This window comes from Cellulosimicrobium sp. MI9406 (genome assembly GCF_040595865.1).
Classification (GTDB): domain Bacteria; phylum Actinomycetota; class Actinomycetes; order Actinomycetales; family Cellulomonadaceae; genus Cellulosimicrobium; species Cellulosimicrobium funkei.
Genome location: NZ_JALIZI010000012.1, coordinates 81440 through 102673 on the forward strand (window position 1 = coordinate 81440; position 21234 = coordinate 102673).

A 21234-nucleotide genomic window follows, 5' to 3' on the forward strand; every position below is an offset into this window, starting at 1 on the left:
GGCGGAAGCCGCGACGACTCAGCACCGGAGGTCATCGACGTGTCCGACGAGCGCACGCTCTTCCCCATCACGATGCGCGGGTACGACCGCGTCCAGGTCGAGGCCCAGCTCGCGAGGCTGGAGAAGGCCGTGGAGGACGCGCGGGCGCGCGTCGAGGCGGCGGACGCCCGCGCCATGCAGCTCACGAGCGAGCTCAACGACGCCCAGCGCCAGCTCCGCGAGGCGGACCGGCCGTCGTACGCGGGGCTCGGGTCCCGCATCGAGCAGCTCCTGCGCTCGGCGGAGGAGCAGTCGGCGGACATCCTGTCCCAGGCCAACGCCCAGGCGGCCGACATCATGGCCCGCGCGAAGCTCTCGGCGGGCCAGGTCCGGTCCCGCGCCGAGAACGAGGTCGCCGAGCTGCTCAACAGCGCACGCCTGGAGTCGGAGGAGATCCGCTCCACGAGCGCGTCCGAGGCCGAGGGCACGCTGCTCAGCGCCCAGCGCCGCGCGGAGGAGCTGGTCGGCTCCGCGGAGCGCGAGGCCGCGCGCATCCACAGCGCGCTCGCCACGGAGGAGAGCGAGCGCCGCGCGTCGCTCGAGCGCGAGCTCGGCACGCTGCGCGCGACGGCGGAGCGCGAGACCACGGAGCTGCGCGTCACGACCGAGCGCGAGGCCGCGGAGCTCCGCGCGCGCGTCGCGGCGGAGACGGCGGCGCAGCGCGAGGCCGCGGAGCGCGAGTCGGCCGAGCTGCTGGAGAACGCGCGTCGCGAGGCGCAGCGCCAGGTGGACGAGGCGCAGCGCAAGGCGACCGAGGCGGCGAACGCCGTCACGTCCGAGATGGAGACGCTGCGCGACCAGGCCCGCACCGCCCTCGCGGACGCCGAGCTCGAGGTCGTGCGTCGCCGCGAGGAGGCGGAGCGCGAGAACGCCGAGCGCCACGCCGCCGCCAAGGCGGAGACGGAGAAGCTCGTCGCGACGGCCGAGGAGCACGCCGCGGAGGCGGAGAAGCGTGTCGCCCACGCGCTCCAGCAGGCGGAGAAGGTCCGCAGCGAGTCCGACGCGTACGTGAAGGACCTCCTGTCGACGGCGCGCCGGAACGCCGACCAGGTCGTCGCCGAGGCCCGGGCGTTCGCCGACCAGACGGTGAGCGACGCGAAGGCCGAGGCCGAGCAGCAGCGCAACGTCGCCCAGCGCCAGCTCGAGGACCTCACGCGCCAGCACGACTCGATCAACACCTACCTGGACGAGCTCCGTGGTCTCCTCGGCAGCGAGAACGAGGCCACCAAGGCCCCCGCGAAGAAGGCGGTGCCCGCGGGGACGCCCGCCCAGCAGGCGCGCGCCGCGACGCTCATGACGGCCGAGTTCCCGGTCGTCCCGGACGAGTCCGGACAGCGGGTCGGGACGGTCGAGGCGCCGGCAAAGGGCGGCTCCGCGGCGTCCGCCGACGCCCGGCCCGCCGACACGAAGCCGACCGACACCAAGCAGGCCGGCCCGAAGTCGAGCGGCACGAAGACGGCCGACGCGAAGCCCGACGCCCCCGCCTCGGCCTGACGCCGTGCCGGCCACCGCGGGCGAGTCGGGTCCCTCGGGGTCCGCTGCCGACGACTGGCGTCGGCAGCGGACCGAGGCCGCCGCGCACCAGCAGCGCGAGCTCGACCGGCAGCGCGCCCGCGAGAGCGACGCGGCCCGGGCCCTGCTCGCCGACTTCGTCGCGCGGGCGCGGGCACGGGGCCTCGCTCCCGAGCCGCTCCGCGCCCGCGCGTTCGACGGCACCGCGACGTACCGCACCCCGCTGCGCGGGTGGTACCTGCGCCGCAACCACAGCGTTGCCGTCGGCGAGGACGGCGAGTTCTACGTGCTCTCGGTGCCCGGCGGCGTGCGCGCGCGCCTGCGGGGCGTCGCGGTCGAGCCGTCCGACCCGCCGCTCGTTCTGGGCAAGGGCGGCCGGGACGGCGAGTCCATCGACCTCGCCGACGCGCTCGCGCTCGTGCTCGACGGGCGCTGACCCGCGGTCAGCGGCTCAGACGGTCGCCCGCGCCAGGAGGTCCGCGAGCGCGTCGGCCACCGCGGCGGGGTCCTCGACCGCGCTCATGTGGCCCGCGCCCGTCACCTGCACGAGCTGCGCGGTCGGCGCCGCGGCGACCATGTGCTCCGCCTCCGCCACCGGCGTGACCTGGTCCTCCTCGCCCACGACCACCGCGACCGGCCCCGCGAAGCCCGCGAGGACGGACGTGCGGTCGGGGCGTGCCGCCATCGCCCGCTGCGACCACGCGACGCCGTCGGGCCGCTGCGCACGGATCCACTCCTCGAGCCGCGCGGTCAGGTGCGGGCGCGCGGCCTTGCTCGTCTCGCCGAGGAGCACCCCCGGCATGCCGAGGACCGGCTCGACGGTCTGCGTGCTCTCCGCCTCGTCGGCGATGCGCAGGCGGTTCGCGCGCGCGTCGTCGGAGTCCGCGGTGGACTTGGTGTCCACCAGCCCGAGCCCCGCGACCAGCTCCGGCCGGCGCTCCGCGAGCGCGAGGGCCACGTAGCCGCCCATCGACAGGCCCGCGACGACCGCGCGCGTGATCCCCGCCGCGGCGAGCGCGTCCGCGGTCGCGTCGGCCGCCGCCTCGATCGACGGCGGCTCGCCCCGCAGCGGGCTCGCGCCCAGACCAGGGAGGTCGACCGCGACGACGGTGTGCTCGCCCGGCAGGGCCTCCGCGACGTCCGCCCACATCCGGTGGTCGAGCGGGAAGCCGTGCAGCAGCACGAGCGGTGTCCCGTACCCCTCGCGCAGCGTGAAGGTCTTGAGCGGTGCCGTCGTCACGTGGTCCTCCTGGGGTCGGTCGGGTGCGCGCGGCCGCGCGCCGCGGCGGTGGGTCAGTCGACGACGCCGTCGGACCGGCTCGCGTCGTAGCTCGCCTGGTCCGAGTCGGCCGTGTCGCGGTCCGCGGTCGCGCCGGCCTCGCCGTCCCACGTGGTCGGCAGCGGGAGCGGGAAACCGGGACGCACGTGCCCCACGATCTCGTCGAGCACGCGCCGCACGGACGACTCCCCCACCCACAGGTGCTTCGCGCCCTCGACGCCGATCACCTCGGCGTTCCGCACGCGCGCGAAGCGTCGGCGCGCCTCGTCGGGGCGCAGGTAGTCGTCGAGCTCGGGCACGAGGACCACCAGCGGCTTGCCGAACGCGTCCCAGCGGTCGAGGTCGTCGTCCGTCGCGCGGTGCAGCGGGGGCGAGAGCAGGATCGCGCCCTCCACCGCCGGGTCCGCGCCGTGCTTGAGGGCGAGCTCCGTGCCGAACGACCACCCCACGAGCCACCGGTTCGGGAGGTCGTGGAACTCGGCGAACTCGATCGCCGCCGCGACGTCGAAGCGCTCGGCCTCGCCGCCGTCGAACGCACCCTCGCTCGTCCCGCGCGGGGACGACGTGCCGCGCGTGTTGAACCGCAGCACGGCGAGGTCCGCGAGCGCCGGCAGACGCCACGCCGCCTTCCGGTAGACGTGGGAGTCCATGTACCCGCCGTGCGTCGGCAGGGGGTGCAGCGTGACGAGGGTCGCGACCGGGTCGCGGTCCGCGGGGAGCGCCAGCTCGCCGACGAGCGTGAGGCCGTCCGCGGTGTGCAGCTCGACATCCTCGCGCCGCGCGGGCAGGACGCTGAGCGACCGGATGGGGGTCGGCTCCGTCGAGGCTCGGGCGGGATCGGGCGCGGTCTCGGGTGCGGTGCTCATCGTCCCGAGCCTAGTGCGTCTACCGCGGCCGACGGCGGCCGCGCGCCTCCCAGCACGACCTGTGCCAGTGGCGACGGTGGTCGAGCGCGGTCTCGGCCCCGAAGAAGGAGTCGTCCTGCCACGCCACGACGTGCCCGGTGCCGGGCGGGATCTCCTGCTGGCAGCCCGGGCAGAGGTAGGTCTTCGCACCGCCGCGCACCGTGCGGACCTGCCACTCGCCGTCGGCTCCCGACTCCCGGCGCGCACCGCCGAGGGCGCGGTCCAGGTCGAGGGGCGCGGGCTCCGCGCCCCAGGGTCGCTTGCGGGACGGTCGACGGGACGGCATGGGCCCATTCTCCCCCGCGGCACCGCCGGGGACCTCCTCGCGGGGCGCTCGCCGGACCACGGAGCGCCGGGCGGCACCGGCCCCGCGGAGCGGCAGGGCACCGGGCCCACGACTCCCAGCGGGCGTCCAGCCGCGACCGCTAGAGTGTCCGAGCCGGTGCTGCACCCGGCGTCCGACCGCGAGGTGGCCCGTCCCCGGGCGCCGACGACCGCCGTCGTGCGGGTGCGGCCCAGACCCGACGGCCCCGCCGTCCCCCCGACCGAAGGACCCTCCTCGTGAAGCACCGCACCCTGCGCGGCGTCGCCGCGCTCACCCTGGGCGCCGCCCTCGTCCTCTCCGGCTGTTCGTCGGAGGGCGGCGGTTCCGACGACGAGACGTCGGCGAGCCCGTCCGCCTCCGACGGCGCGACGTCGTCGCCCGAGGACGTCGCGGCGCTCGAGGCCGTGACGGTCACGGGCGACCCCGGCAGCGAGCCGACCGTCGAGTTCGAGGCCCCGCTCGAGGTCTCGGGCCCGGTCGCGCTCTCGCTCGGGGACGGCGACGGCGACGAGATCGCGAAGGGCCAGGAGGTGACGCTGCACCAGGCCGCGTACTCCGGCACGGACGCGTCCAAGCTCGGCTCCACGTGGGAGGACGACTCGGCGCAGCAGATCGTCCTCGACGACCAGGTGTACCCGCAGCTGCTCGAGGCGCTGGTCGGCAAGAAGGTCGGCACGCGCTTCCTGTTCGCCGCACCGGGGCAGGACGGAAGCGCCGTCCTCACCGTCGCCGAGGTCACCGAGGTCCGGGACGCCCCGGTCGCGCCGGACCCCGCCGACGTGCCGGACCGCGCCGAGGGCGAGGCCGTGACCCCGGCCGAGGGGCTGCCCGTCGTCACGCTCGACGACACGGGCAAGCCGTCCGTCGAGATCCCCGAGGGCTACACCGCGCCGACCGAGCTCGTCGTGCAGCCGCTCATCAAGGGCACAGGCCCGGAGGTCACCGAGGACCAGACGGTCATCGCGCACTACACGGGCTGGAAGCTCGACGGCGAGCAGTTCGACTCGTCGTGGGACCGTGGTGAGCCCTCCACCTTCCCGCTGAGCGGCGTCGTCGCCGGCTGGACCCAGGGCCTCTCCGGCCAGACCGTCGGGAGCCAGGTGCTCCTCGTCATCCCGCCGTCGCTCGGCTACGGCGAGAAGAGCGACACGAACACGAACGAGCTCGCGGGCGAGACGCTCGTCTTCGTCGTGGACATCCTCGCGGCCTACTGAGCCGACGCCGCGTCACGGAGGGCCGCACCCCGCTCGGGGTGCGGCCCTCCGTGCGTCCGGGGCGTGTCGGGCGGGGCGTGGGCGGGTCGTAGGCTCGACGCATGACGGACGCCTCCACGACCTCGGTCCCACCCGTGCCCGACGACGCCCCCACGCCCCCCTCGGCCGCCCCGCCCGAGCGCGAGGTGCTCACGTGGGAGACCTTCGGCGTGGCCTCGCGCGAGCTCGCCGAGAAGGTCGTCGCGAGCGGGTTCCGCCCCGAGGTCGTCGTCGCGGTCGCCCGCGGCGGTCTCCTGCCCGGCGGCGCGGTCGCTTACGCGCTCGGGACCAAGGGCGTGGGCACGCTCAACGTCGAGTTCTACACCGACATCGGCCAGACCCTCACCGACCCGCGGGTGCTGCCGCCCCTCATGGACACGTCCGACCTGCCGGGCGCGCACGTGCTCGTGGTCGACGACGTCGCCGACTCCGGCCGGACGCTCGCCCTGGTCATGGACATGCTCAGCACCCACGGGGCCGAGGCCCGCTCCGCGGTGCTCTACACGAAGCCGCGCACGATCATCCAGCCGGACTACTCGTGGAAGGACACCGACCTCTGGATCACGTTCCCCTGGTCGGCCGACCCGCCCGTCGAGGGCGCGCAGTCCCGGCCGAACGACTGAGCGGACGGCCGTCGTCGGTCAGCGGACGCGGAAGGGCGCGAGCGTCGCGCGGACGGCGTCCGCCGCACCCCAGTCGGGGTCGAACTGCGCGACGACGGCCAGGTGCTGCCGGAGCTGGACGACGGGCAGGCGCTCCCGCCAGTCGTCGTCGAGGCCGGTGAGCTCCGCGTAGAGCCCGAAGAAGGCCCCGGCCTCGGGCGGGGGCGCGGTCGTCCACACGTGGGCCAGGTCGACCTCCGGCCACGTGTAGGAGACGGCCGGGTCGATCAAGGCCGGGCGTCCGTCGGCGGTCGCCATGACGTTCGACGCCCACAGGTCGCCGTGCGTCAGGCGGGCCGGACCTCCCGGCAGCACCTCCGGGAGCCGCGCGCACAGACGCTCGAGCGCGGCGCGGTCCGCGGCGTCGAGGGCGGCGTCGACCCGCGGCTCGTCGAGCCAGCGCAGCAGGCGGTGCTGCGCGAAGAAGTCGAAGCCGTCCTCCGTCCAGGTGTTCACCTGCCGACGGCGACCGAGCCAGCCGTCCCGGTGCCAGCCGAAGCGCTCGCTGCGGGTCGTGGTGTGCACGTGCGCCAGCGAACGGGCGAGGTCTTCCCAGAAGGCCGGCGTCGAGGGCCGCGGGGCGAGCGCGGACAGCACGAGCAGGTCCGGGCCCGCGTGGACGACGTCCGGGGTCTCCAGCCCGGCGGCACGGAGCGCAGCCAGGCCCTCGGCCTCGACCGTGAAGACGTCGTCACCCGGTGCGTCCGTGTCGAACGCCTTGACGAACAGCGGCGCGCCGTCGACGCGCCGGGCCAGGCCAGCCGTCGCGGCGAGCCCGCCGCTCACCGGCTCGACCGAGGTCACGTCGTCGAGCCCTGCGGCGCGCAGCCGCTCCCTGAGCATGCCCATGGCGGGACTATGCCAGACGCCGAGGGCCCGGACCCGCGGCTCTGCGCGGACCCGGGCCCTCGGCGCGAAGGCGGACGAGGGTCAGAAGTCCCAGTCGTCGTCCTCGGTGTTCACGGCCTTGCCGATGACGTACGACGAGCCGGACCCGGAGAAGAAGTCGTGGTTCTCGTCGGCGTTCGGCGACAGCGCCGAGAGGATCGCCGGGTTGACGTCCGTCTCGTCCTTGGGGAAGAGCGCCTCGTAACCGAGGTTCATGAGCGCCTTGTTGGCGTTGTACCGCAGGAACTTCTTGACGTCCTCGGTCAGCCCGACGCCGTCGTAGAGGTCCTCCGTGTACTGCACCTCGTTCTCGTACAGCTCGAAGAGCAGCTCGAACGTGTACGCCTTGAGCTCGTCGCGCTCCTCCGGGGAGAGCTTCTCGAGACCCTTCTGGAACTTGTAGCCGATGTAGTACCCGTGCACGGCCTCGTCGCGGATGATGAGGCGGATGAGGTCGGCCGTGTTCGTCAGCTTCGCGCGCGACGACCAGTACATGGGCAGGTAGAAGCCGGAGTAGAAGAGGAACGACTCGAGCAGCGTGCTCGCGACCTTGCGCTTGAGCGGCGAGTCGCCCTTGTAGTACTCCATGACGATCTCGGCCTTGCGCTGGAGGTTCGGGTTCTCCTCCGACCAGCGGAACGCGTCGTCGATCTCACGCGTGGAGCACAGCGTCGAGAAGATCGACGAGTAGCTCTTGGCGTGCACCGACTCCATGAACGCGATGTTGGTGTACACCGCCTCCTCGTGCGGCGTGATCGCGTCGGGGATGAGCGACACCGCGCCGACCGTGCCCTGGATCGTGTCCAGCAGCGTCAGGCCGGTGAACACGCGCATCGTGAGCTCCTGCTCCTGCGCGGTGAGCGTGTTCCACGACTGGATGTCGTTCGACACCGGCACCTTCTCGGGCAGCCAGAAGTTCCCGACGAGGCGGTCCCACACCTCGAGGTCCTTCTCGTCCTCGAGACGGTTCCAGTTGATCGCGCTCACGCGATCGATGAGCTTGAGCTTCCCCGTGGGCGACATCTGCCTTCTTCTCTCCTGCTGACCCCGGACCGACCGGGACGACTTCGTGGGACCGGACCCCGCGCCGTCGGCCACGCCTCTCCGGGAGGGTGGCCGACGGCACCGGGCATCGAGGCAACCGGTGGCTGCCTCAGGCGACTACAGCATGCAGCTGACGCAACCCTCGACCTCCGTGCCCTCCAGGGCCATCTGACGGAGGCGGATGTAGTAGAGCGTCTTGATGCCCTTGCGCCACGCGTAGATCTGCGCGCGGTTGACGTCGCGCGTCGTGACCGTGTCCTTGAAGAACAGCGTGAGGCTCAGACCCTGGTCGACGTGCTGCGTCGCGGCGGCGTACGTGTCGATGATCTTCTCGTAGCCGATCTCGTACGCGTCCTCGTAGTACTCGAGGTTGTCGTTCGTCAGGTAGGGCGCCGGGTAGTAGACGCGCCCGATCTTGCCCTCCTTGCGGATCTCGATCTTCGACGGCACCGGGTGGATCGAGGACGTCGAGTTGTTGATGTAGGAGATCGAGCCCGTCGGCGGGACGGCCTGGAGGTTCTGGTTGTAGATCCCGTGCTCCATGACCGAGGCCTTGAGCGCCGCCCAGTCGTCCTGGGTCGGGATGTGCACGCCGGCGTCGGCGAAGAGCCGGCGCACGCGCTCGGTCGCGGGCTCCCACACGCGGTCGGTGTACTTGTCGAAGTACTCCCCCGTCGCGTACTTCGAGTCCTCGAAGCCGCCGAACGCACGCCCGCGCTCGATCGCGAGGCGGTTCGACGCCGCGATCGCGTGGTAGGCGACCGTGTAGAAGTAGATGTTCGTGAAGTCGATGCCCTCCTCGGACCCGTAGTGGATCCGCTCGCGCGCGAGGTAGCCGTGGAGGTTCATCTGGCCGAGACCGATCGCGTGGCCGGACTCGTTGGCACGCTTGACCGAGGGCACCGACTCGATGCTCGTCTGGTCGGAGACCGCGGTGAGCGCGCGGATCGCGGTGTCGATCGTCTTCGCGAAGTCGGGCGAGTCCATCGTCTTGGCGATGTTCAGCGAGCCGAGGTTGCAGGAGATGTCGCGGCCGACGTGGTCGTACGAGAGGTCCTCGTTGAACGTCGACGGCGTCGAGACCTGGAGGATCTCCGAGCACAGGTTCGAGTGGGTGATGCGGCCCTTGATCGGGTTCGCCTTGTTCACCGTGTCCTCGAACATGATGTACGGGTAGCCGGACTCGAACTGGAGCTCGGCGATCGTCTGGAAGAAGTCGCGCGCCTTGATCTTCGTCTTGCGGATGCGCGAGTCGTCGACCATCTCGTCGTACTTCTCGGTGATCGAGATGTCGGCGAACGGCTTGCCGTAGACGCGCTCGACGTCGTACGGCGAGAAGAGGTACATGTCCTCGTTCTTCTTCGCGAGCTCGAACGTGATGTCCGGGATCACGACGCCGAGCGACAGCGTCTTGATGCGGATCTTCTCGTCGGCGTTCTCGCGCTTGGTGTCGAGGAACCGCATGATGTCGGGGTGGTGCGCGTGCAGGTACACGGCACCGGCGCCCTGGCGCGCGCCGAGCTGGTTCGCGTAGGAGAACGAGTCCTCGAGCAGCTTCATCACGGGGATGACGCCGGACGACTGGTTCTCGATGTGCTTGATGGGCGCGCCGTGCTCGCGGATGTTCGACAGGAGCAGCGCGACGCCGCCGCCCCGCTTGGAGAGCTGCAGCGCGGAGTTGATGCCGCGCGCGATGGACTCCATGTTGTCCTCGATGCGCAGCAGGAAGCAGGACACGGGCTCGCCGCGCTGCGCCTTGCCGACGTTGAGGAACGTGGGGGTCGCGGGCTGGAAGCGGCCCGAGATGACCTCCTCGACGATGTCCAGCGCGGCCTGCTCGTTGCCGTCGGCGAGGCCGAGCGCGACCATGCAGACGCGGTCCTCGAAGCGCTCGAGGTAGCGCTTCCCGTCGAACGTCTTGAGCGTGTACGACGTGTAGTACTTGAAGGCGCCGAGGAACGTCTCGAAGCGGAACTTCTTCGCGTAGGCGAACTCGAACAGCGACTTCACGAACTCGCGGTCGTACTTCGCGAGGACGGCCGGGTCGTAGTACTTGTTCTCGACGAGGTAGTCCAGCTTCTCCGCGAGGTCGTGGAAGAAGACGGTGTTCTGGTTGACGTGCTGCAGGAAGTACTGCCGCGCGGCCTCACGGTCCTTGTCGAACTGGATCTCGCCGTTCGGGCCGTAGAGGTTGAGCATCGCGTTGAGCGCGTGGAAGTCGAGCTGGGTGCTCGCGAGCGGCACCTCGGTGACCGTGCCACCGCCTGCCACGCTCACGCCGGAATCCGTGACTGTCGTTGCCAAAATCGTCCCAATCCGTCGCGGACGCGCGCGGCGTCCTCGGCTGTTCCCAGGAGTTCGAAGGCGTACAGGTAGGGCACCTGGCACTTCGCGGAGATGATGTCGCCGGCGATGCAGTAGGCCTCGCCGAAGTTGGTGTTGCCGGCGGCGATGACGCCGCGGATCAACGACCGGTTGTGCACGTCGTTGAGGAACTTCACGACCTGGCGCGGGACGGCACCGCCCTCGTTGCCGCCCCCGTAGGTCGGGACCATGAGCACGTACGGTTCCTCGACGCGCAGGAAGCCCTCGGTCGGACGCAGCGGGATGCGCTGGACGTCCATGCCGAGGGCCGGCAGGTCGAGCCGCTGGACGAACCGGTGCGTGTTCTCGCTGACGCTGGAGAAGTACACGAGCGACCCCACGGGGACGCACCTCCGTCCTGCCCTGCTCCGCCTGCTTCCGTACGGGTTTCCGGGCGCCTCGCGGCGCTCCGGGGAGGCCGGTCAGGCGACGACCGGCGAGACCTTCTGCGCGAGGGCGGTGATCTGGTCGGGGCGGAACCCGGACCAGTGCTCGTCCCCGGCGACGACCACGGGAGCCTGCAGGTAGCCGAGCCCGCGCACGAGCTCGAGCGCCTCGGCGTCCTGGGTGATGTCCACGACGGAGTACTCGATGCCCTTCTTGTCGAGAGCGCGGTACGTCGCGTCGCACTGGACGCAGGCCGGCTTGCTGTAGACCGTGACGCTCATGGGGGTGGCTCCTCGTCTCGCGCTCTCGTCCGGGACGGTCCTCGGGGAGGGAGAAACATCTCTGACCTCGAAGGACACCGGTGGAACTACGTCTGTGTGATTCGCCAGGAGGCCTCCGGCCCCCTGGGTGTGCAACCACTATACCTAGTGGTCGAGACCGTGCCACTGCACTAGATGTCGTGGTGGAACTTCACCCCGGCGGGTGTGCTAGGCGCCATGGATCCATGGTCCCAGGACCCTCCGACACTCCCCCGGAGTGCTCGTCCACAGCCCGTCGTCCACCGATCCGACCGGCCCGGAACGGCGTCTTCCCGCGGACGGCACGACGCCGTCCACAGGGTGGGGACGACGTCGGTCCACACCCTGTGCGGAGCGCCGGCACCCCGCCGCGCGGGCTCCTGCGGGGCGACTCCCCACCGGCCGGCACGTCGACAAATCCCCCCAATCCGGACGGCCGATCTGTCGAACTCGTCGGCGTGTCGCACCGTCGGCGTGTCGTACGCCATGCCCGACAGCCACGCCGCAAGTCACCCGGAGCAGGTGATCCCCGCAGGAAGGCGCACGGAGGACGATCGGCACGTCGGAGGTCCGCGACGGCGCCGAGGAGGCGGTCGAGATGCACCCTGAGCACGCAGCAGTGCGCCGCGACGACGCGGAGCGGGCGGCATGAGCGCGGCGGAGGCCGCCGCCGAGGGGCCGGCGGTACCGACGACGAGGGCCAGGGCGCGCGCCGCGGTCCCGGCGAGCAGCTACATCTCGTGGATCGCGCTCGCGATGATGACGACGAGCTCCGTCGCGAGCCTGCGCGCCGCGCCGACCATGGCCGTGTACGGGCTGGCGTGCGTCTTCCTCTACCTCCTGCCCGCCGTGGTGTTCCTCCTGCCCACGTCGCTCGTCTCGGCGGAGCTCGCCTCCGGGTGGAGCGGCGGCGTCTACAAGTGGGTGTCCGAGGGGATCTCGAAGCCGATGGGCTTCCTCGCGGTGTGGTGCCAGTTCGCGATGACGATCTTCTACTACCCCAGCCTGCTCGGCTTCGTCGCGAGCACGCTCGCCTATGTCATCAACCCGAGCCTCGCGAGCAGCGGCGTGTGGACGGCGATCGTCATCGTCGTCGTCTACTGGTCCGGCGTCTGGGTGTCGTCCCGCGGCACCAAGGGCGTGGCCGGGCTGGCGAGCGGCGGTCTCATCATCGGCACGCTCGTCCCGGGCGTGCTCCTCGTGACGCTCGGCGTCGTGTTCCTCGGGCAGGGCAACCCGTCCGCCGCCCCGATGGACGCCGAGCACCTGCTCCCCGCGTGGGCCGGGCTGTCGAGCCTCGTGCTGATCGTCAACAACTTCCTGTCGTACTCCGGCATGGAGATGAACGCGGTGCACGTGGGGTCGCTGCGCAACCCGGCGCGCGAGTTCCCGCGCTCGATGTTCCTCGCGATGGGGATGGTGCTGCTGATCTTCATCCTCCCCGCGCTCGCGATCAGCTGGGTCGTCCCGGCCGAGCAGCTCTCCCTCACCGCGGGCATCATGCAGGCCTTCGACGCCGTGTTCGCCTACTTCGGCTCCCAGTGGCTCACCCCGATCATCGGGATCATGCTCGTCACGGCGTCGGTCGCCGGCATGCTCACGTGGCTCGCCGGCCCCTCCAAGGGGCTCCTGCTCATCTCGCGCCAGGAGGGCTACCTCCCGCCGTTCCTCCAGCGGCTCAACAAGAACGGCGTCCAGCAGAACATCCTCGTCACGCAGGGCGTCGTCACGACGCTCATCGCCCTCGGCTACGCGCTCATCCCGAGCGTGTCGAGCGCGTACTGGATCTTCTCGGTCATCACGACGCAGGTGTACCTGATCATGTACCTGCTCATGTTCGTCGCCGCCGTCCGCCTGCGCCGTCAGCAGCCCGACCACGCGCGCGGGTACCGCGCCCCGATGCTCGGCGTGCTGTGCGGCGTCGGATTCGTCGCGTCGCTCGCCGCCCTGCTGGTGGGCTTCGTCCCGCCGTCGCAGTTCGGGTCGGGGAGCCCCGGCTCCTACCTCGTCATCGTCGCCGGCGGGGCCCTCGGCCTGGGCCTCCTGGTGCCGTACCTCTTCTACCGGTCACGCAAGCCGTCGTGGAGGCTCCCGGACACGACGACGCAGGAGTCGGAGGCGAGCGCGCCATGAGCGAGGTCACGGAACGTCAGCCGCGCCGTGAGCGCCGGACCATCTACGTCGTCGCGGCCGTGGTCGTCGTCGCGCTCGTCGTCGTCGCGCTGGTCGCGCGCGGCTCGCAGGAGACGACGACGGAGGCCGAGCAGAAGGCCGATCAGCTCCTCGTGGCGTTCGCGGCCGCGGGCGTGCCGACGCCGGACGTGGAGCAGGTCGTGCGCGTCCTGGGCGACGACGGCGGGGCCACGTGCGAGGACCCGGGCGGCGCGCTGAGCCGTGCGACGCTCCTGGGGCAGCTCGTCAACGGGGCCGCCGGGCCGGGCATCCGGCCGGTCGTCGCCGACAACCGCGTCGTCCGGGGGCAGCTCCTCGTCATCGAGATCTACTGCCCGGACGAGCTCGCGGGCTTCCGGGACCTCGTGGACGGCCTGCACCTCGACGACACGGTCCGGGGCTGACCGCGCTCAGTCCGCCGACCGCGCGCCCACGGGCGTGGCCGACGTGGGCAGGGTGTGCGTCACCGCGGCGGCCGCCGAGGCGGCATCGTGCACCGTGCCGCGCTCGGCGCGGTACCGCCGGCCCATGACGACCGCCATGACGACCCCGAGCGCGCTGGTCCCCGCCATGACCCACGACGCGGTGCCGAGGCCCGCGGCGAGGGAGTCGGCGGTCGAGGCCCCCGCGGCGGTGCGGTCGGCGACGACGGCGGCGTAGATCGAGGCCACGACCGCCGTCGCGACGGCGGCGCCGACGTAGCGCGCCATGTTCGACACGCCCGACGCCGCACCGACCTCGTTCGCGGAGACGCACGCCGTGGACGCCGAGGACGCGGGGCCGTTGGACAGGCCCATGCCGACGGCGATGGCGATCAGCGGGAGGACGAAGGCGCCGTACCGCCAGTCGGCCTGGACGACGCCGACGACGCCGAACCCGACCGCCGTGAGCAGGAACCCGAGGCCGATGACCTGCCGGCCGCCGACCTTCGCGGCGAACCCTGGGACGAGCGGGGCCACTACGACGAGCCCCGCGGTGGCCGGGAGCGTCGCGAGCCCGGCCTCGAGCGGGCTGAGGCCCAGGGTCGCCGGGTCCTGGAAGTAGATGCTCAGCAGGTACATGAGCCCGTTGATGGTGCCGGAGCCGATGAGGATGGCCACGGTCGCGCCGACGAGCACCCGGTTGCGCAGGAGCGCGAGGTCGAGGAGCGGGACCGCGACGCGGCGCTCGACCACGACGAACAGGCAGCCCGCCACGACGGCGACCGCGAGGCTGCCGAGGGTCGCGAGCGAGCCCCACCCCCAGTCGCTGCCCTTGCTCAGCGCGAGGATGAGGGGCGCGAGGGTGAGCGCGACGAGGACGGTGCCCGCGTAGTCGATCGAGCGCGAGCGGCCGGGATCGCGCGACTCCGCCACCACGACGTACGTGAGGACGACGCACGCGGCGGCGACGACGGCGTCGACCCAGAACAGCCCCTGCCACCCCGTGAGGTTGACGAGCAGCCCGCCGAGCAGGGGCCCGGCCGCGGCGCCGACGGCGGACGCCGCGCCCCACAACGAGACCGCCCGGAGCTGGGCGTCGCCGCTGTTCGCCACGGAGAGCAGGCTCAGGCCGCACGCCACGATGGTCGCCCCGGCCGCGCCCTGGACGAACCGACCGGCGATGACCATGCCGCCCGACGGCGCGAGCGCGATGAGCACGCAGGACGCGACGAACAGCAGGAGCCCCAGCTGGAAGACCCGCTTGCGCCCGAAGACGTCCCCGAGGGCCCCGGACGTGACGATCACCGCGGCCCCGACCAGGGAGTACCCGGTCACGGCCCACTGGAGCGTCGTGACGCTCGTGCCGGTGTCCTCGCTGATCGCGGGGAGCAGGATGCTCACCGCCGACGTGTTCGCGTTGACCACCAGCGTCGACAGGCACGCCGCGGCGAGGACACCACCGGTCCTGGCCCTGACCTCGACATCGCTCATGGCTGCGACGCTAGGCAAGACCGCCGGGGTGCGCCTCACCCCGTCCGGGCGAGGCGCGGCGGGACCGCCGACCCGCGCGCGGCGAGGGCCCGCCCGGTGCGACCGGACGGGCCCTCGCGGGTGGAGCGGTGCGTCAGGCGGTCTCGTCGGCCGTGGGGAGCGCGTTCGACGTCGCGAGCCGGCGGTACCAGTGCGCGGAGTCCTTCCACGTGCGCTCGAGCGTGTCGTAGTCGACGCGGATGATCCCGAAGCGGCGCTCGTACCCGTAGCCCCACTCGAAGTTGTCGAGCAGGGACCACGCGAAGTACCCGCGCACGTCGGCGCCCGCGTCGATCGCGGCACCTACGGCGTCGACGTGGTCGTGCAGGTAGGCGACGCGGCGGTCGTCGTGCACGCGGGGGGTCCCGTCGGCGTCGACCGTGACCTCGTCGGCGAACGCGGCGCCGTTCTCGGTGACCATCATCGGCTGGTGCGGGTACGTCGTCGCCACGGACACGAGCAGCTCGGTCATGCCGGCGGGCTCGATGTTCCAGCCCATCGCGGTGTACGGGCCGGGCTGCTGGACGAACTCCACGTCGTCGACGCCGATCCACGGGCTGTGGCTCGACGCGCCGTGGCCGTCGTTCTCGGACCGCTCGCCCTCGCCGGAGAAGTGGCGCACGCGCACCGTCGAGTAGTAGTTGACGCCGAGGATCGACAGCGGCTGGCGCACCGTCTCGAGGTCGCCCTCCTGCACGAACGACCAGTCGCTCACGTGCGCGGTGTCGGCGAGCAGGTCGGCGGGGTACTCGCCGTCGAGCATGGGTGCGAGGAACGCGCGGTTGGCGAGCGCGTCGATCTTGCGCACCGCGTCGAGGTCCGCGGCCGACGACGGGTCGTCGGGCCGGATGACGTGCAGGTTGAGCGTGACGGACGTCTTCGCGTCCTCGCCGAGCTCGTCGCGGATCGCCTGGACGGCGAGGCCGTGCGCGAGGTTGAGGTGGTGCACGGCCGCGAGCGCCGCGGCGGGCTCGGTGCGGCCGGGCGCGTGCACGCCGGAGCCGTAGCCGAGGTAGGCGGAGCACCACGGCTCGTTGAGCGTCGTCCAGGTGTCGATCCGGTCGCCGAGCTCGCGCGCCATGTGGCGGGCGTACTCGGCGAACGCGTACGCGGTGTCGCGGTTCGCCCAGCCCCCGGCGTCCTCGAGCTCCTGCGGGAGGTCCCAGTGGTAGAGCGTGACGACGGGCTTGACGCCCTTCTCGAGCAGCGCGTCGACGAGGCGCGAGTAGAACGCGACGCCCTCGGGGTTGAGCGGGCCGGTACCGCCCGGCTGGACGCGCGACCACGAGATGGAGAACCGGTACGCGCCGAGGCCGAGGTCGGCGATGTGCTGCACGTCCTCCTGCCACCGGTGGTAGTGGTCGTCCGCGACGTCGCCCGTGTCGCCGTTGAGCGTGCGGCCCGGGGTGTGGGAGTACGTGTCCCAGATGGACGGTGTGCGGCCGCCCTCGGCGGCGGCGCCCTCGATCTGGTAGGCGGCGGTCGCGGAGCCCCAGAGGAAGTCGGTCGGGAACGTGCGGCGGCCCGACGACGCGGGCGCGGCCTGCGCGTCGACGGCGACGGGGGCGGTGGTGTCGGTGGTCACGAGGGTCCTCGCTGGTCGGTCGTCGGACGACGTGGTCCGCGACGGTGGTCGGGTCGGTGGCCGGCGCGACGACGCCGGGCGGACGCGCCATGGGAGCGCTTCCATGGTGCGTCCGCCCAGGATACGTCCTCAGCCGAGGTCGAGAGTCACGCTCGTCGCGCCGTGCGCCTCGGCCGTCGCCGCGCCGGCCCGCACGGACCAGGCCGCGGGGGCGTCGTCGGACGAGACGGTGAGGGTCGCGCCCGACCGGCGCACCCGGAACGTGGCCCCGGGCGCGCCGTCCGACGGCGGGACGACCACGAGCTCGTCGTGCCCGTCGGGCAGCTCGAACGCGTGCAGCGTGACGCCGTCGGCCCAGGCGTAGTCCGGCCGGTCGGTGCGGGCGCCGACCGGCAGGACGGTGCCCGGGCGCACGAGCACCGGGAGCGAGTCGAACCCGTGGGTCTCGGTGACCCAGCGCGGGCCGGTCACGGTCTCGCTCAGGGCGGGGCCGTCGTCGGGCTGGACGAGACGCGTCCACGTGCCCTCCGGCACGTAGTACTCCACGCGGCCGTCCGCGCGGAACACCGGCGCGACGAGGAGCGCGTCGCCCAGCAGGTACTGCGTGTCCGCGGTGTACCCGGCGCGGTCGTGCGGGAGCTCGAGCACCAGCGGCCGCATCATCGGCACGCCGTCGGTGTGCGCCTCCTCGGCCACCCGCCCGAGGTACGGCATGAGCGAGAGCTTGAGGTGCGTGAACTTGCGCGTCACGTCGACGGCCTCGTCGTCGAACGCCCACGGGACCCGGACCGAGCCCGAGCCGTGCAGGCGCGAGTGCGACGACAGCAGGCCGAACGCCGTCCAGCGCTTGAACACGCCCGGGTCCGGCGTGCCCTCGAAGCCGCCCATGTCGTGGCTCCAGTAGCCGAAGCCCGACATCGACATCGACAGGCCGCCGCGCAGCGACTCGGCCATCGACGCGTACGTCGAGTCGCAGTCGCCGCCCCAGTGCACGGGGAACTGCTGGCCGCCCGCCGTCGCGGACCGCGCGAACAGGACCGCCTCGCCCTCGCCGCGCTTGCGCTCGAGCAGCCGGAAGACCGCCTCGTTGTAGAGCTGGGCGTAGTAGTTGTGCATCTTGCGCGGGTCGGAGCCGTCGTGCCACGCGATGCCGTCGACGGGGATCCGCTCGCCGAAGTCGGTCTTGAAGCAGTCGACGCCCTGGTCGAGCAGCCCCTCGAGCTTGCCCACGTACCACGCGGTCGCGTCGGGGTTGGTGAAGTCCACCAGCCCCATGCCCGCCTGCCACAGGTCCCACTGCCACACGGACCCGTCCTCGCGCTGCACGAGGAAGCCCTGCTCCGCGGCCTCCGCGAAGAGGGGCGAGCGCTGCGCGACGTACGGGTTGATCCACACGCACACCTTGAGCCCGCGGTCGTGCAGGCGCCGGAGCATCCCCTCGGGGTCGGGGAACGTGCGCGGGTCCCACTCGAAGTCGACCCACTGGTACTCGCGCATCCAGAAGCAGTCGAAGTGGAACACCGACAGCGGCAGGTCGCGCTCGGCCATGCCGTCGATGAAGCCGTTCACGGTCTGCTCGTCGTAGCTCGTCGTGAACGACGTCGTGAGCCACAGGCCGAACGACCACGCCGGCACGCGCGCAGGGCGGCCCGTCAGCGCCGTGTACCGGCGCAGCACGTCCTTGGGCGTCGGGCCCTGGATGACCAGGTACTCCAGCGACTGCCCCTCGACGGAGAACTGGACGCGCGTGTTCACCTCGGAGGCGACCTCGAACGAGACCTTCTCCGGGTGCTCGACGAACACCCCGTAGCCCTTGGTCGTGAGGTAGAGCGGCACGGACTTGTACGCCTGCTCGCTCGACGTCCCGCCGTCCTCGTTCCATATGTCCACGACCTGGCCGTTCTTGACGAACGGGCCGAACCGCTCCCCCAGGCCGTACACGAGCTCGCCCGGCTCGAGCGCGAGCTGCTCGTGCGTCCACGCGCCGCCGTCGTCCGACGTGACGTGCCCGACCGACTTCGGCAGCGAGGAGGTCAGCACCTCGCCGTCCGCCTCGAAGTCCACGCGCCAGCGGTCGCCCCGGTGCACGCGCACGGCGAGGTCCTTGGACCGCAGGACGGCGACGTCGTCGTGCACCTCGATCTCGGGCCGGAACCCGGGCTCGCCGGTCACCTGGAACGCCGGGCCCCGGCGCACCGCGCCCTGGTGGTGCTCCACGCGCACGCGGATCACGCCGGGCGCGGGCGAGGAGTACGTCGTCGTGAGCATCGGGCGGTTGAGGGTGTCGCCACGGCCGCGGATCTTCGCCGTCGGCGCGTACACGGTGAGCGTGCCGGCCGCCTCGTCCGCGCGGACGTCGTCGACCTCGACCGCGTAGAGCGGGTGCATGCCGGGTCGGACCTGCCAGTACCCGTCGGTGAACTTCATGGGTGGTGCTTCCTTCGTCGGTGCGTATCGGTGTCTCGGGGCGTCAGGCCGGAGGCCTCACTTGACGGCGCCGGCCGTCACGCCGCGGGTGAGGGTGCGCTGGAAGATGAGGAAGAAGATCAGCGCGGGGATCAGCGAGACGAGCGCGCCCGCGTTGGTCGTCGGGGCGTCCATCATCCGGTCGCCCTGGAGCGACGCGAGCGCGATGGGGATCGTCTGGGTGTCGTTGGTCGTGAGCATGACCAGCGGGATGAAGAACTCGTTCCACGTCCAGATGAAGAAGAAGATCATGAGGACGCCGAGCGTCGGCCGGACGATCGGGTACACGACCTGCCACAGGATGCGCCAGCGGCCGGCGCCGTCGAGCTGCGCCGCCTCGAGGAGCGCGGGCGGGAACGTCCCGAGCACGGACGAGAGCAGGTACGTGCCGAACGCCGCCTGGATGACCGTGAAGATGATGATGATCGACCACTGCGAGTTCGACAGGCCGACCTTCTGCGCCATGTCGAACAGCGGGTAGATGAGCGCCTCCTGCGGCAGCATGTTCGCCACGAGGAACAGCGTGACGATCCACAGCCGGCCCTTGATGCGGCCGACGCCGATCGCGTACGCGCTGAGGAGCGACAGGAGCGTGCCGAACACGGCGACGAGCGCCGAGATGAAGACGGAGTTCCAGAGCTTCTGCGGGAAGTTCGTGCGCGTCCAGAAGTTCTGCACGCCGTCGAGGTAGAGCTCGCTCGGGATGCTCAGCGGCCCGTCCTGGGAGTACTCGGCCGGGGACTTGAACGCGTTGAGCACCATGATGACGAACGGCGACAGCATGACGAGCGCGACGAGCACCGCCGCGGCGAGCACGAACCAGCGGCCGATCCCGCGGCGGTAGCGCTCGTCCTGCCGCGTGGCGCGCAGGGCGCGGCGGGGGCGGGACGCGCCGGCGCCCGGCGCCACGGCGTCCGCGGGGGTGGTGGTGACGGTGGACATCAGCGGCCCTCCTGCTCACGACGCTCGGCGCGGCTCTGCAGCGCGAGGATCACGACGGCGACGACGATGATGACGAGGGTGAGCACGGTCGCCACCGCGGCGCCGTAGCCGACCTTCGACTTGTCGAAGAAGTTCAGGTACGAGTAGTAGCTCGGGACGAGCGTGGAGCTCTCGGGGCCGCCGCGCGTGAGCACGTAGATGGGCCCGAAGACCTTGAGCGCCGCGACGGTGCAGGTGAGCGTGACGACGAACGTCTCGGGACGGATCTGCGGGATCGTGATGGCCCCGAAGCGCCGCCACCAGCCGGCGCCGTCGAGCTCGGCGGCCTCGTAGAGCTCGGGGTCCACGCGCTGGAGCGCGGACATGAAGATGACCACCGGGTAGCCGATCTGCACCCAGATGAGCACGAGCATGACGCTCGGCAGCGCGGTCGAGGTGTCGCCCAGCCAGTTCGGCGGGTTCACGACCCCGATCCCGCGCAGCATGACGTTGAGCGCGCCGGTCTGGGCGTTGAGGATCCAGTTCCACAGCACGCCGGCCACGGCGACCGGGAGGATCTGCGGCAGGTAGTACGTCGCGCGCAGGAACGCCGCGACGCGGGGCCCGAACCGGCGGCCGAGGTAGTCGAACAGCACGGCGGCGAGCACGAGGCCGACGAGGGTCGGCACGACGACCATCGCGAGGATCATCGCGATGGAGTTCTGGAACGAGGTCCAGAACGCCGAGTCGTGCATCAGGTCGGCGTAGTTCCCCAGCCCGTACCAGCGCATCGGCGCCATGCCGCCGCGCCACTTGAACAGGCTGTAGTAGACGTTCATCGCGAACGGGTAGCCGATCACGACGACGAACGCCACCGCGCCGGGCAGGAGGTAGGGCAGGTACGGGAGCCAGGCGGGCCGGCGACGACGGCGTGCCGCGGTCGCGCGCGGCGCCTCGCGCGCGGGTCCGGGCCCGGCCTCGGGCACGGTGTCGGTGCGGGTGGTCATGACGGTCTCTTTCGCGGGAGGTCCTCGGGCGGTGCTCGGGTGGTGCCCGGGCGGTTCCGCTCAGCTGTCGAGCAGGTCCGCCTTGCCGTCCACGTAGGCGGACTCGAGGCCGTCGAGCACCTCGGTCGGCGACTTCGACTGGTTGATGAGGGACTGGAGCTCGCTGACGATCAC

Annotated in this window: 19 protein-coding genes; 6 read left to right on the top strand and 13 right to left on the bottom strand. The window is 71.9% G+C overall.

Annotation, left to right across the window (positions count from 1 at the left end):
* The first annotated feature begins 39 nt into the window (after nucleotides 1–39).
* Together MT994_RS19055 and MT994_RS19060 are read left to right on the top strand one after the other, a co-directional pair.
* Nucleotides 40–1533 carry a hypothetical protein gene (locus MT994_RS19055; RefSeq protein ID WP_354807560.1) on the top strand — a complete coding sequence of 498 codons (1494 nt, stop codon included), beginning with the start codon at nucleotides 40–42 and terminating at the stop codon, nucleotides 1531–1533.
* Nucleotides 1534–1537: 4 nt separating this feature from the next.
* The gene (locus tag MT994_RS19060) at nucleotides 1538–1987 is read left to right on the top strand and encodes a hypothetical protein (protein ID WP_354807561.1); all 450 of its coding nucleotides are present in this window, start codon (nucleotides 1538–1540) and stop codon (nucleotides 1985–1987) included.
* A 15-nt stretch (nucleotides 1988–2002) separates the two neighbouring features.
* On the opposite strand, the gene MT994_RS19065 is transcribed toward MT994_RS19060, so the two are convergent.
* Genes MT994_RS19065 through MT994_RS19075 form a run of 3 tightly spaced genes read right to left on the bottom strand, consistent with a single transcriptional unit; the run spans nucleotide 2003 to nucleotide 4021 of the window.
* Nucleotides 2003–2791 carry an alpha/beta fold hydrolase gene (locus MT994_RS19065; RefSeq protein WP_354807562.1) on the bottom strand — a complete coding sequence of 263 codons (789 nt, stop codon included), beginning with the start codon at nucleotides 2789–2791 and terminating at the stop codon, nucleotides 2003–2005.
* 53 nt (nucleotides 2792–2844) lie between these two features.
* On the bottom strand, nucleotides 2845–3696 hold the full coding sequence (locus MT994_RS19070) for an alpha/beta hydrolase (RefSeq protein ID WP_228485021.1): 852 nt from the start codon (nucleotides 3694–3696) through the stop codon (nucleotides 2845–2847).
* Nucleotides 3697–3715: 19 nt separating this feature from the next.
* A complete protein-coding gene (locus tag MT994_RS19075; protein WP_031317088.1) occupies nucleotides 3716–4021 on the bottom strand; it encodes a hypothetical protein in 306 nt (101 codons plus the stop codon).
* Between the two features lie 275 nt (nucleotides 4022–4296).
* Between MT994_RS19075 and MT994_RS19080 the strand changes: the two genes are divergently transcribed.
* Together MT994_RS19080 and MT994_RS19085 are read left to right on the top strand one after the other, a co-directional pair.
* Nucleotides 4297–5274: an FKBP-type peptidyl-prolyl cis-trans isomerase gene (locus MT994_RS19080; RefSeq protein WP_021480855.1), complete on the top strand. Its 978-nt coding sequence runs from the start codon at nucleotides 4297–4299 to the stop codon at nucleotides 5272–5274.
* A gap of 101 nt (nucleotides 5275–5375) precedes the next feature.
* Complete coding sequence (locus tag MT994_RS19085) at nucleotides 5376–5936, top strand: phosphoribosyltransferase (RefSeq protein WP_354807564.1); 561 nt, start codon at nucleotides 5376–5378, stop codon at nucleotides 5934–5936.
* An 18-nt stretch (nucleotides 5937–5954) separates the two neighbouring features.
* Here MT994_RS19085 and MT994_RS19090 read toward each other — a convergent pair whose 3' ends face one another.
* The 5 genes from MT994_RS19090 to nrdH all read right to left on the bottom strand — a co-directional run bounded on the left by MT994_RS19090 (nucleotide 5955) and on the right by nrdH (nucleotide 10939).
* The gene (locus tag MT994_RS19090) at nucleotides 5955–6824 is read right to left on the bottom strand and encodes a fructosamine kinase family protein (RefSeq protein WP_354807565.1); all 870 of its coding nucleotides are present in this window, start codon (nucleotides 6822–6824) and stop codon (nucleotides 5955–5957) included.
* Between the two features lie 81 nt (nucleotides 6825–6905).
* On the bottom strand, nucleotides 6906–7886 hold the full coding sequence (gene nrdF / locus MT994_RS19095) for a class 1b ribonucleoside-diphosphate reductase subunit beta (RefSeq protein WP_021480852.1): 981 nt from the start codon (nucleotides 7884–7886) through the stop codon (nucleotides 6906–6908).
* 138 nt (nucleotides 7887–8024) lie between these two features.
* Complete coding sequence (gene nrdE / locus MT994_RS19100; RefSeq protein WP_198163219.1) at nucleotides 8025–10178, bottom strand: class 1b ribonucleoside-diphosphate reductase subunit alpha; 2154 nt, start codon at nucleotides 10176–10178, stop codon at nucleotides 8025–8027.
* Nucleotides 10179–10180: 2 nt separating this feature from the next.
* Nucleotides 10181–10612, bottom strand: coding sequence for a class Ib ribonucleoside-diphosphate reductase assembly flavoprotein NrdI (nrdI, locus tag MT994_RS19105; protein ID WP_021480850.1), 432 nt, complete (start codon nucleotides 10610–10612; stop codon nucleotides 10181–10183).
* A gap of 81 nt (nucleotides 10613–10693) precedes the next feature.
* Nucleotides 10694–10939, bottom strand: coding sequence for a glutaredoxin-like protein NrdH (nrdH, locus tag MT994_RS19110; protein ID WP_021480849.1), 246 nt, complete (start codon nucleotides 10937–10939; stop codon nucleotides 10694–10696).
* A 666-nt stretch (nucleotides 10940–11605) separates the two neighbouring features.
* Here nrdH and MT994_RS19115 point away from each other — a divergent pair.
* Together MT994_RS19115 and MT994_RS19120 are read left to right on the top strand one after the other, a co-directional pair.
* On the top strand, nucleotides 11606–13090 hold the full coding sequence (locus MT994_RS19115; protein ID WP_034653520.1) for an APC family permease: 1485 nt from the start codon (nucleotides 11606–11608) through the stop codon (nucleotides 13088–13090).
* Nucleotides 13087–13533, top strand: a complete 447-nt coding sequence (locus MT994_RS19120; RefSeq protein WP_354807566.1) for a hypothetical protein — start codon at nucleotides 13087–13089, stop codon at nucleotides 13531–13533. The genes MT994_RS19115 and MT994_RS19120 overlap by 4 nt, the downstream gene beginning before the upstream one ends.
* 6 nt (nucleotides 13534–13539) lie before the next feature.
* On the opposite strand, the gene MT994_RS19125 is transcribed toward MT994_RS19120, so the two are convergent.
* The 5 genes from MT994_RS19125 to MT994_RS19145 form a co-directional block, all read right to left on the bottom strand.
* Nucleotides 13540–15042 carry an MFS transporter gene (locus MT994_RS19125; RefSeq protein WP_354807567.1) on the bottom strand — a complete coding sequence of 501 codons (1503 nt, stop codon included), beginning with the start codon at nucleotides 15040–15042 and terminating at the stop codon, nucleotides 13540–13542.
* 133 nt (nucleotides 15043–15175) lie between these two features.
* Complete coding sequence (locus MT994_RS19130) at nucleotides 15176–16666, bottom strand: GH1 family beta-glucosidase (RefSeq protein ID WP_354807568.1); 1491 nt, start codon at nucleotides 16664–16666, stop codon at nucleotides 15176–15178.
* Nucleotides 16667–16795: 129 nt separating this feature from the next.
* The gene (gene yicI, locus MT994_RS19135) at nucleotides 16796–19093 is read right to left on the bottom strand and encodes an alpha-xylosidase (RefSeq protein ID WP_354807570.1); all 2298 of its coding nucleotides are present in this window, start codon (nucleotides 19091–19093) and stop codon (nucleotides 16796–16798) included.
* A gap of 57 nt (nucleotides 19094–19150) precedes the next feature.
* The gene (locus MT994_RS19140; protein WP_354807571.1) at nucleotides 19151–20074 is read right to left on the bottom strand and encodes a carbohydrate ABC transporter permease; all 924 of its coding nucleotides are present in this window, start codon (nucleotides 20072–20074) and stop codon (nucleotides 19151–19153) included.
* On the bottom strand, nucleotides 20074–20892 hold the full coding sequence (locus MT994_RS19145; protein WP_354807576.1) for a sugar ABC transporter permease: 819 nt from the start codon (nucleotides 20890–20892) through the stop codon (nucleotides 20074–20076). Before MT994_RS19145 ends, MT994_RS19140 begins: the two co-directional genes overlap by 1 nt.
* Nucleotides 20893–21234 lie beyond the last annotated feature (342 nt).

Excerpts from the sequence above, each read along its gene's own strand:
- MT994_RS19070 (WP_228485021.1), bottom strand. The coding sequence starts at position 3,696 with ATGAGCACCGCACCCGAGACCGCGCCCGATCCCGCCCGAGCCTCGACG.
- MT994_RS19075 (WP_031317088.1), bottom strand. The coding sequence starts at position 4,021 with ATGCCGTCCCGTCGACCGTCCCGCAAGCGACCCTGGGGCGCGGAGCCC.
- MT994_RS19085 (WP_354807564.1), top strand. The coding sequence starts at position 5,376 with ATGACGGACGCCTCCACGACCTCGGTCCCACCCGTGCCCGACGACGCC.
- MT994_RS19090 (WP_354807565.1), bottom strand. The coding sequence starts at position 6,824 with ATGGGCATGCTCAGGGAGCGGCTGCGCGCCGCAGGGCTCGACGACGTG.
- nrdF (WP_021480852.1), bottom strand. The coding sequence starts at position 7,886 with ATGTCGCCCACGGGGAAGCTCAAGCTCATCGATCGCGTGAGCGCGATC.
- nrdH (WP_021480849.1), bottom strand. The coding sequence starts at position 10,939 with ATGAGCGTCACGGTCTACAGCAAGCCGGCCTGCGTCCAGTGCGACGCG.
- MT994_RS19115 (WP_034653520.1), top strand. The coding sequence starts at position 11,606 with ATGAGCGCGGCGGAGGCCGCCGCCGAGGGGCCGGCGGTACCGACGACG.
- MT994_RS19120 (WP_354807566.1), top strand. The coding sequence starts at position 13,087 with ATGAGCGAGGTCACGGAACGTCAGCCGCGCCGTGAGCGCCGGACCATC.
- MT994_RS19125 (WP_354807567.1), bottom strand. The coding sequence starts at position 15,042 with ATGAGCGATGTCGAGGTCAGGGCCAGGACCGGTGGTGTCCTCGCCGCG.
- yicI (WP_354807570.1), bottom strand. The coding sequence starts at position 19,093 with ATGAAGTTCACCGACGGGTACTGGCAGGTCCGACCCGGCATGCACCCG.
- MT994_RS19140 (WP_354807571.1), bottom strand. The coding sequence starts at position 20,074 with ATGTCCACCGTCACCACCACCCCCGCGGACGCCGTGGCGCCGGGCGCC.
- MT994_RS19145 (WP_354807576.1), bottom strand. The coding sequence starts at position 20,892 with ATGAACGTCTACTACAGCCTGTTCAAGTGGCGCGGCGGCATGGCGCCG.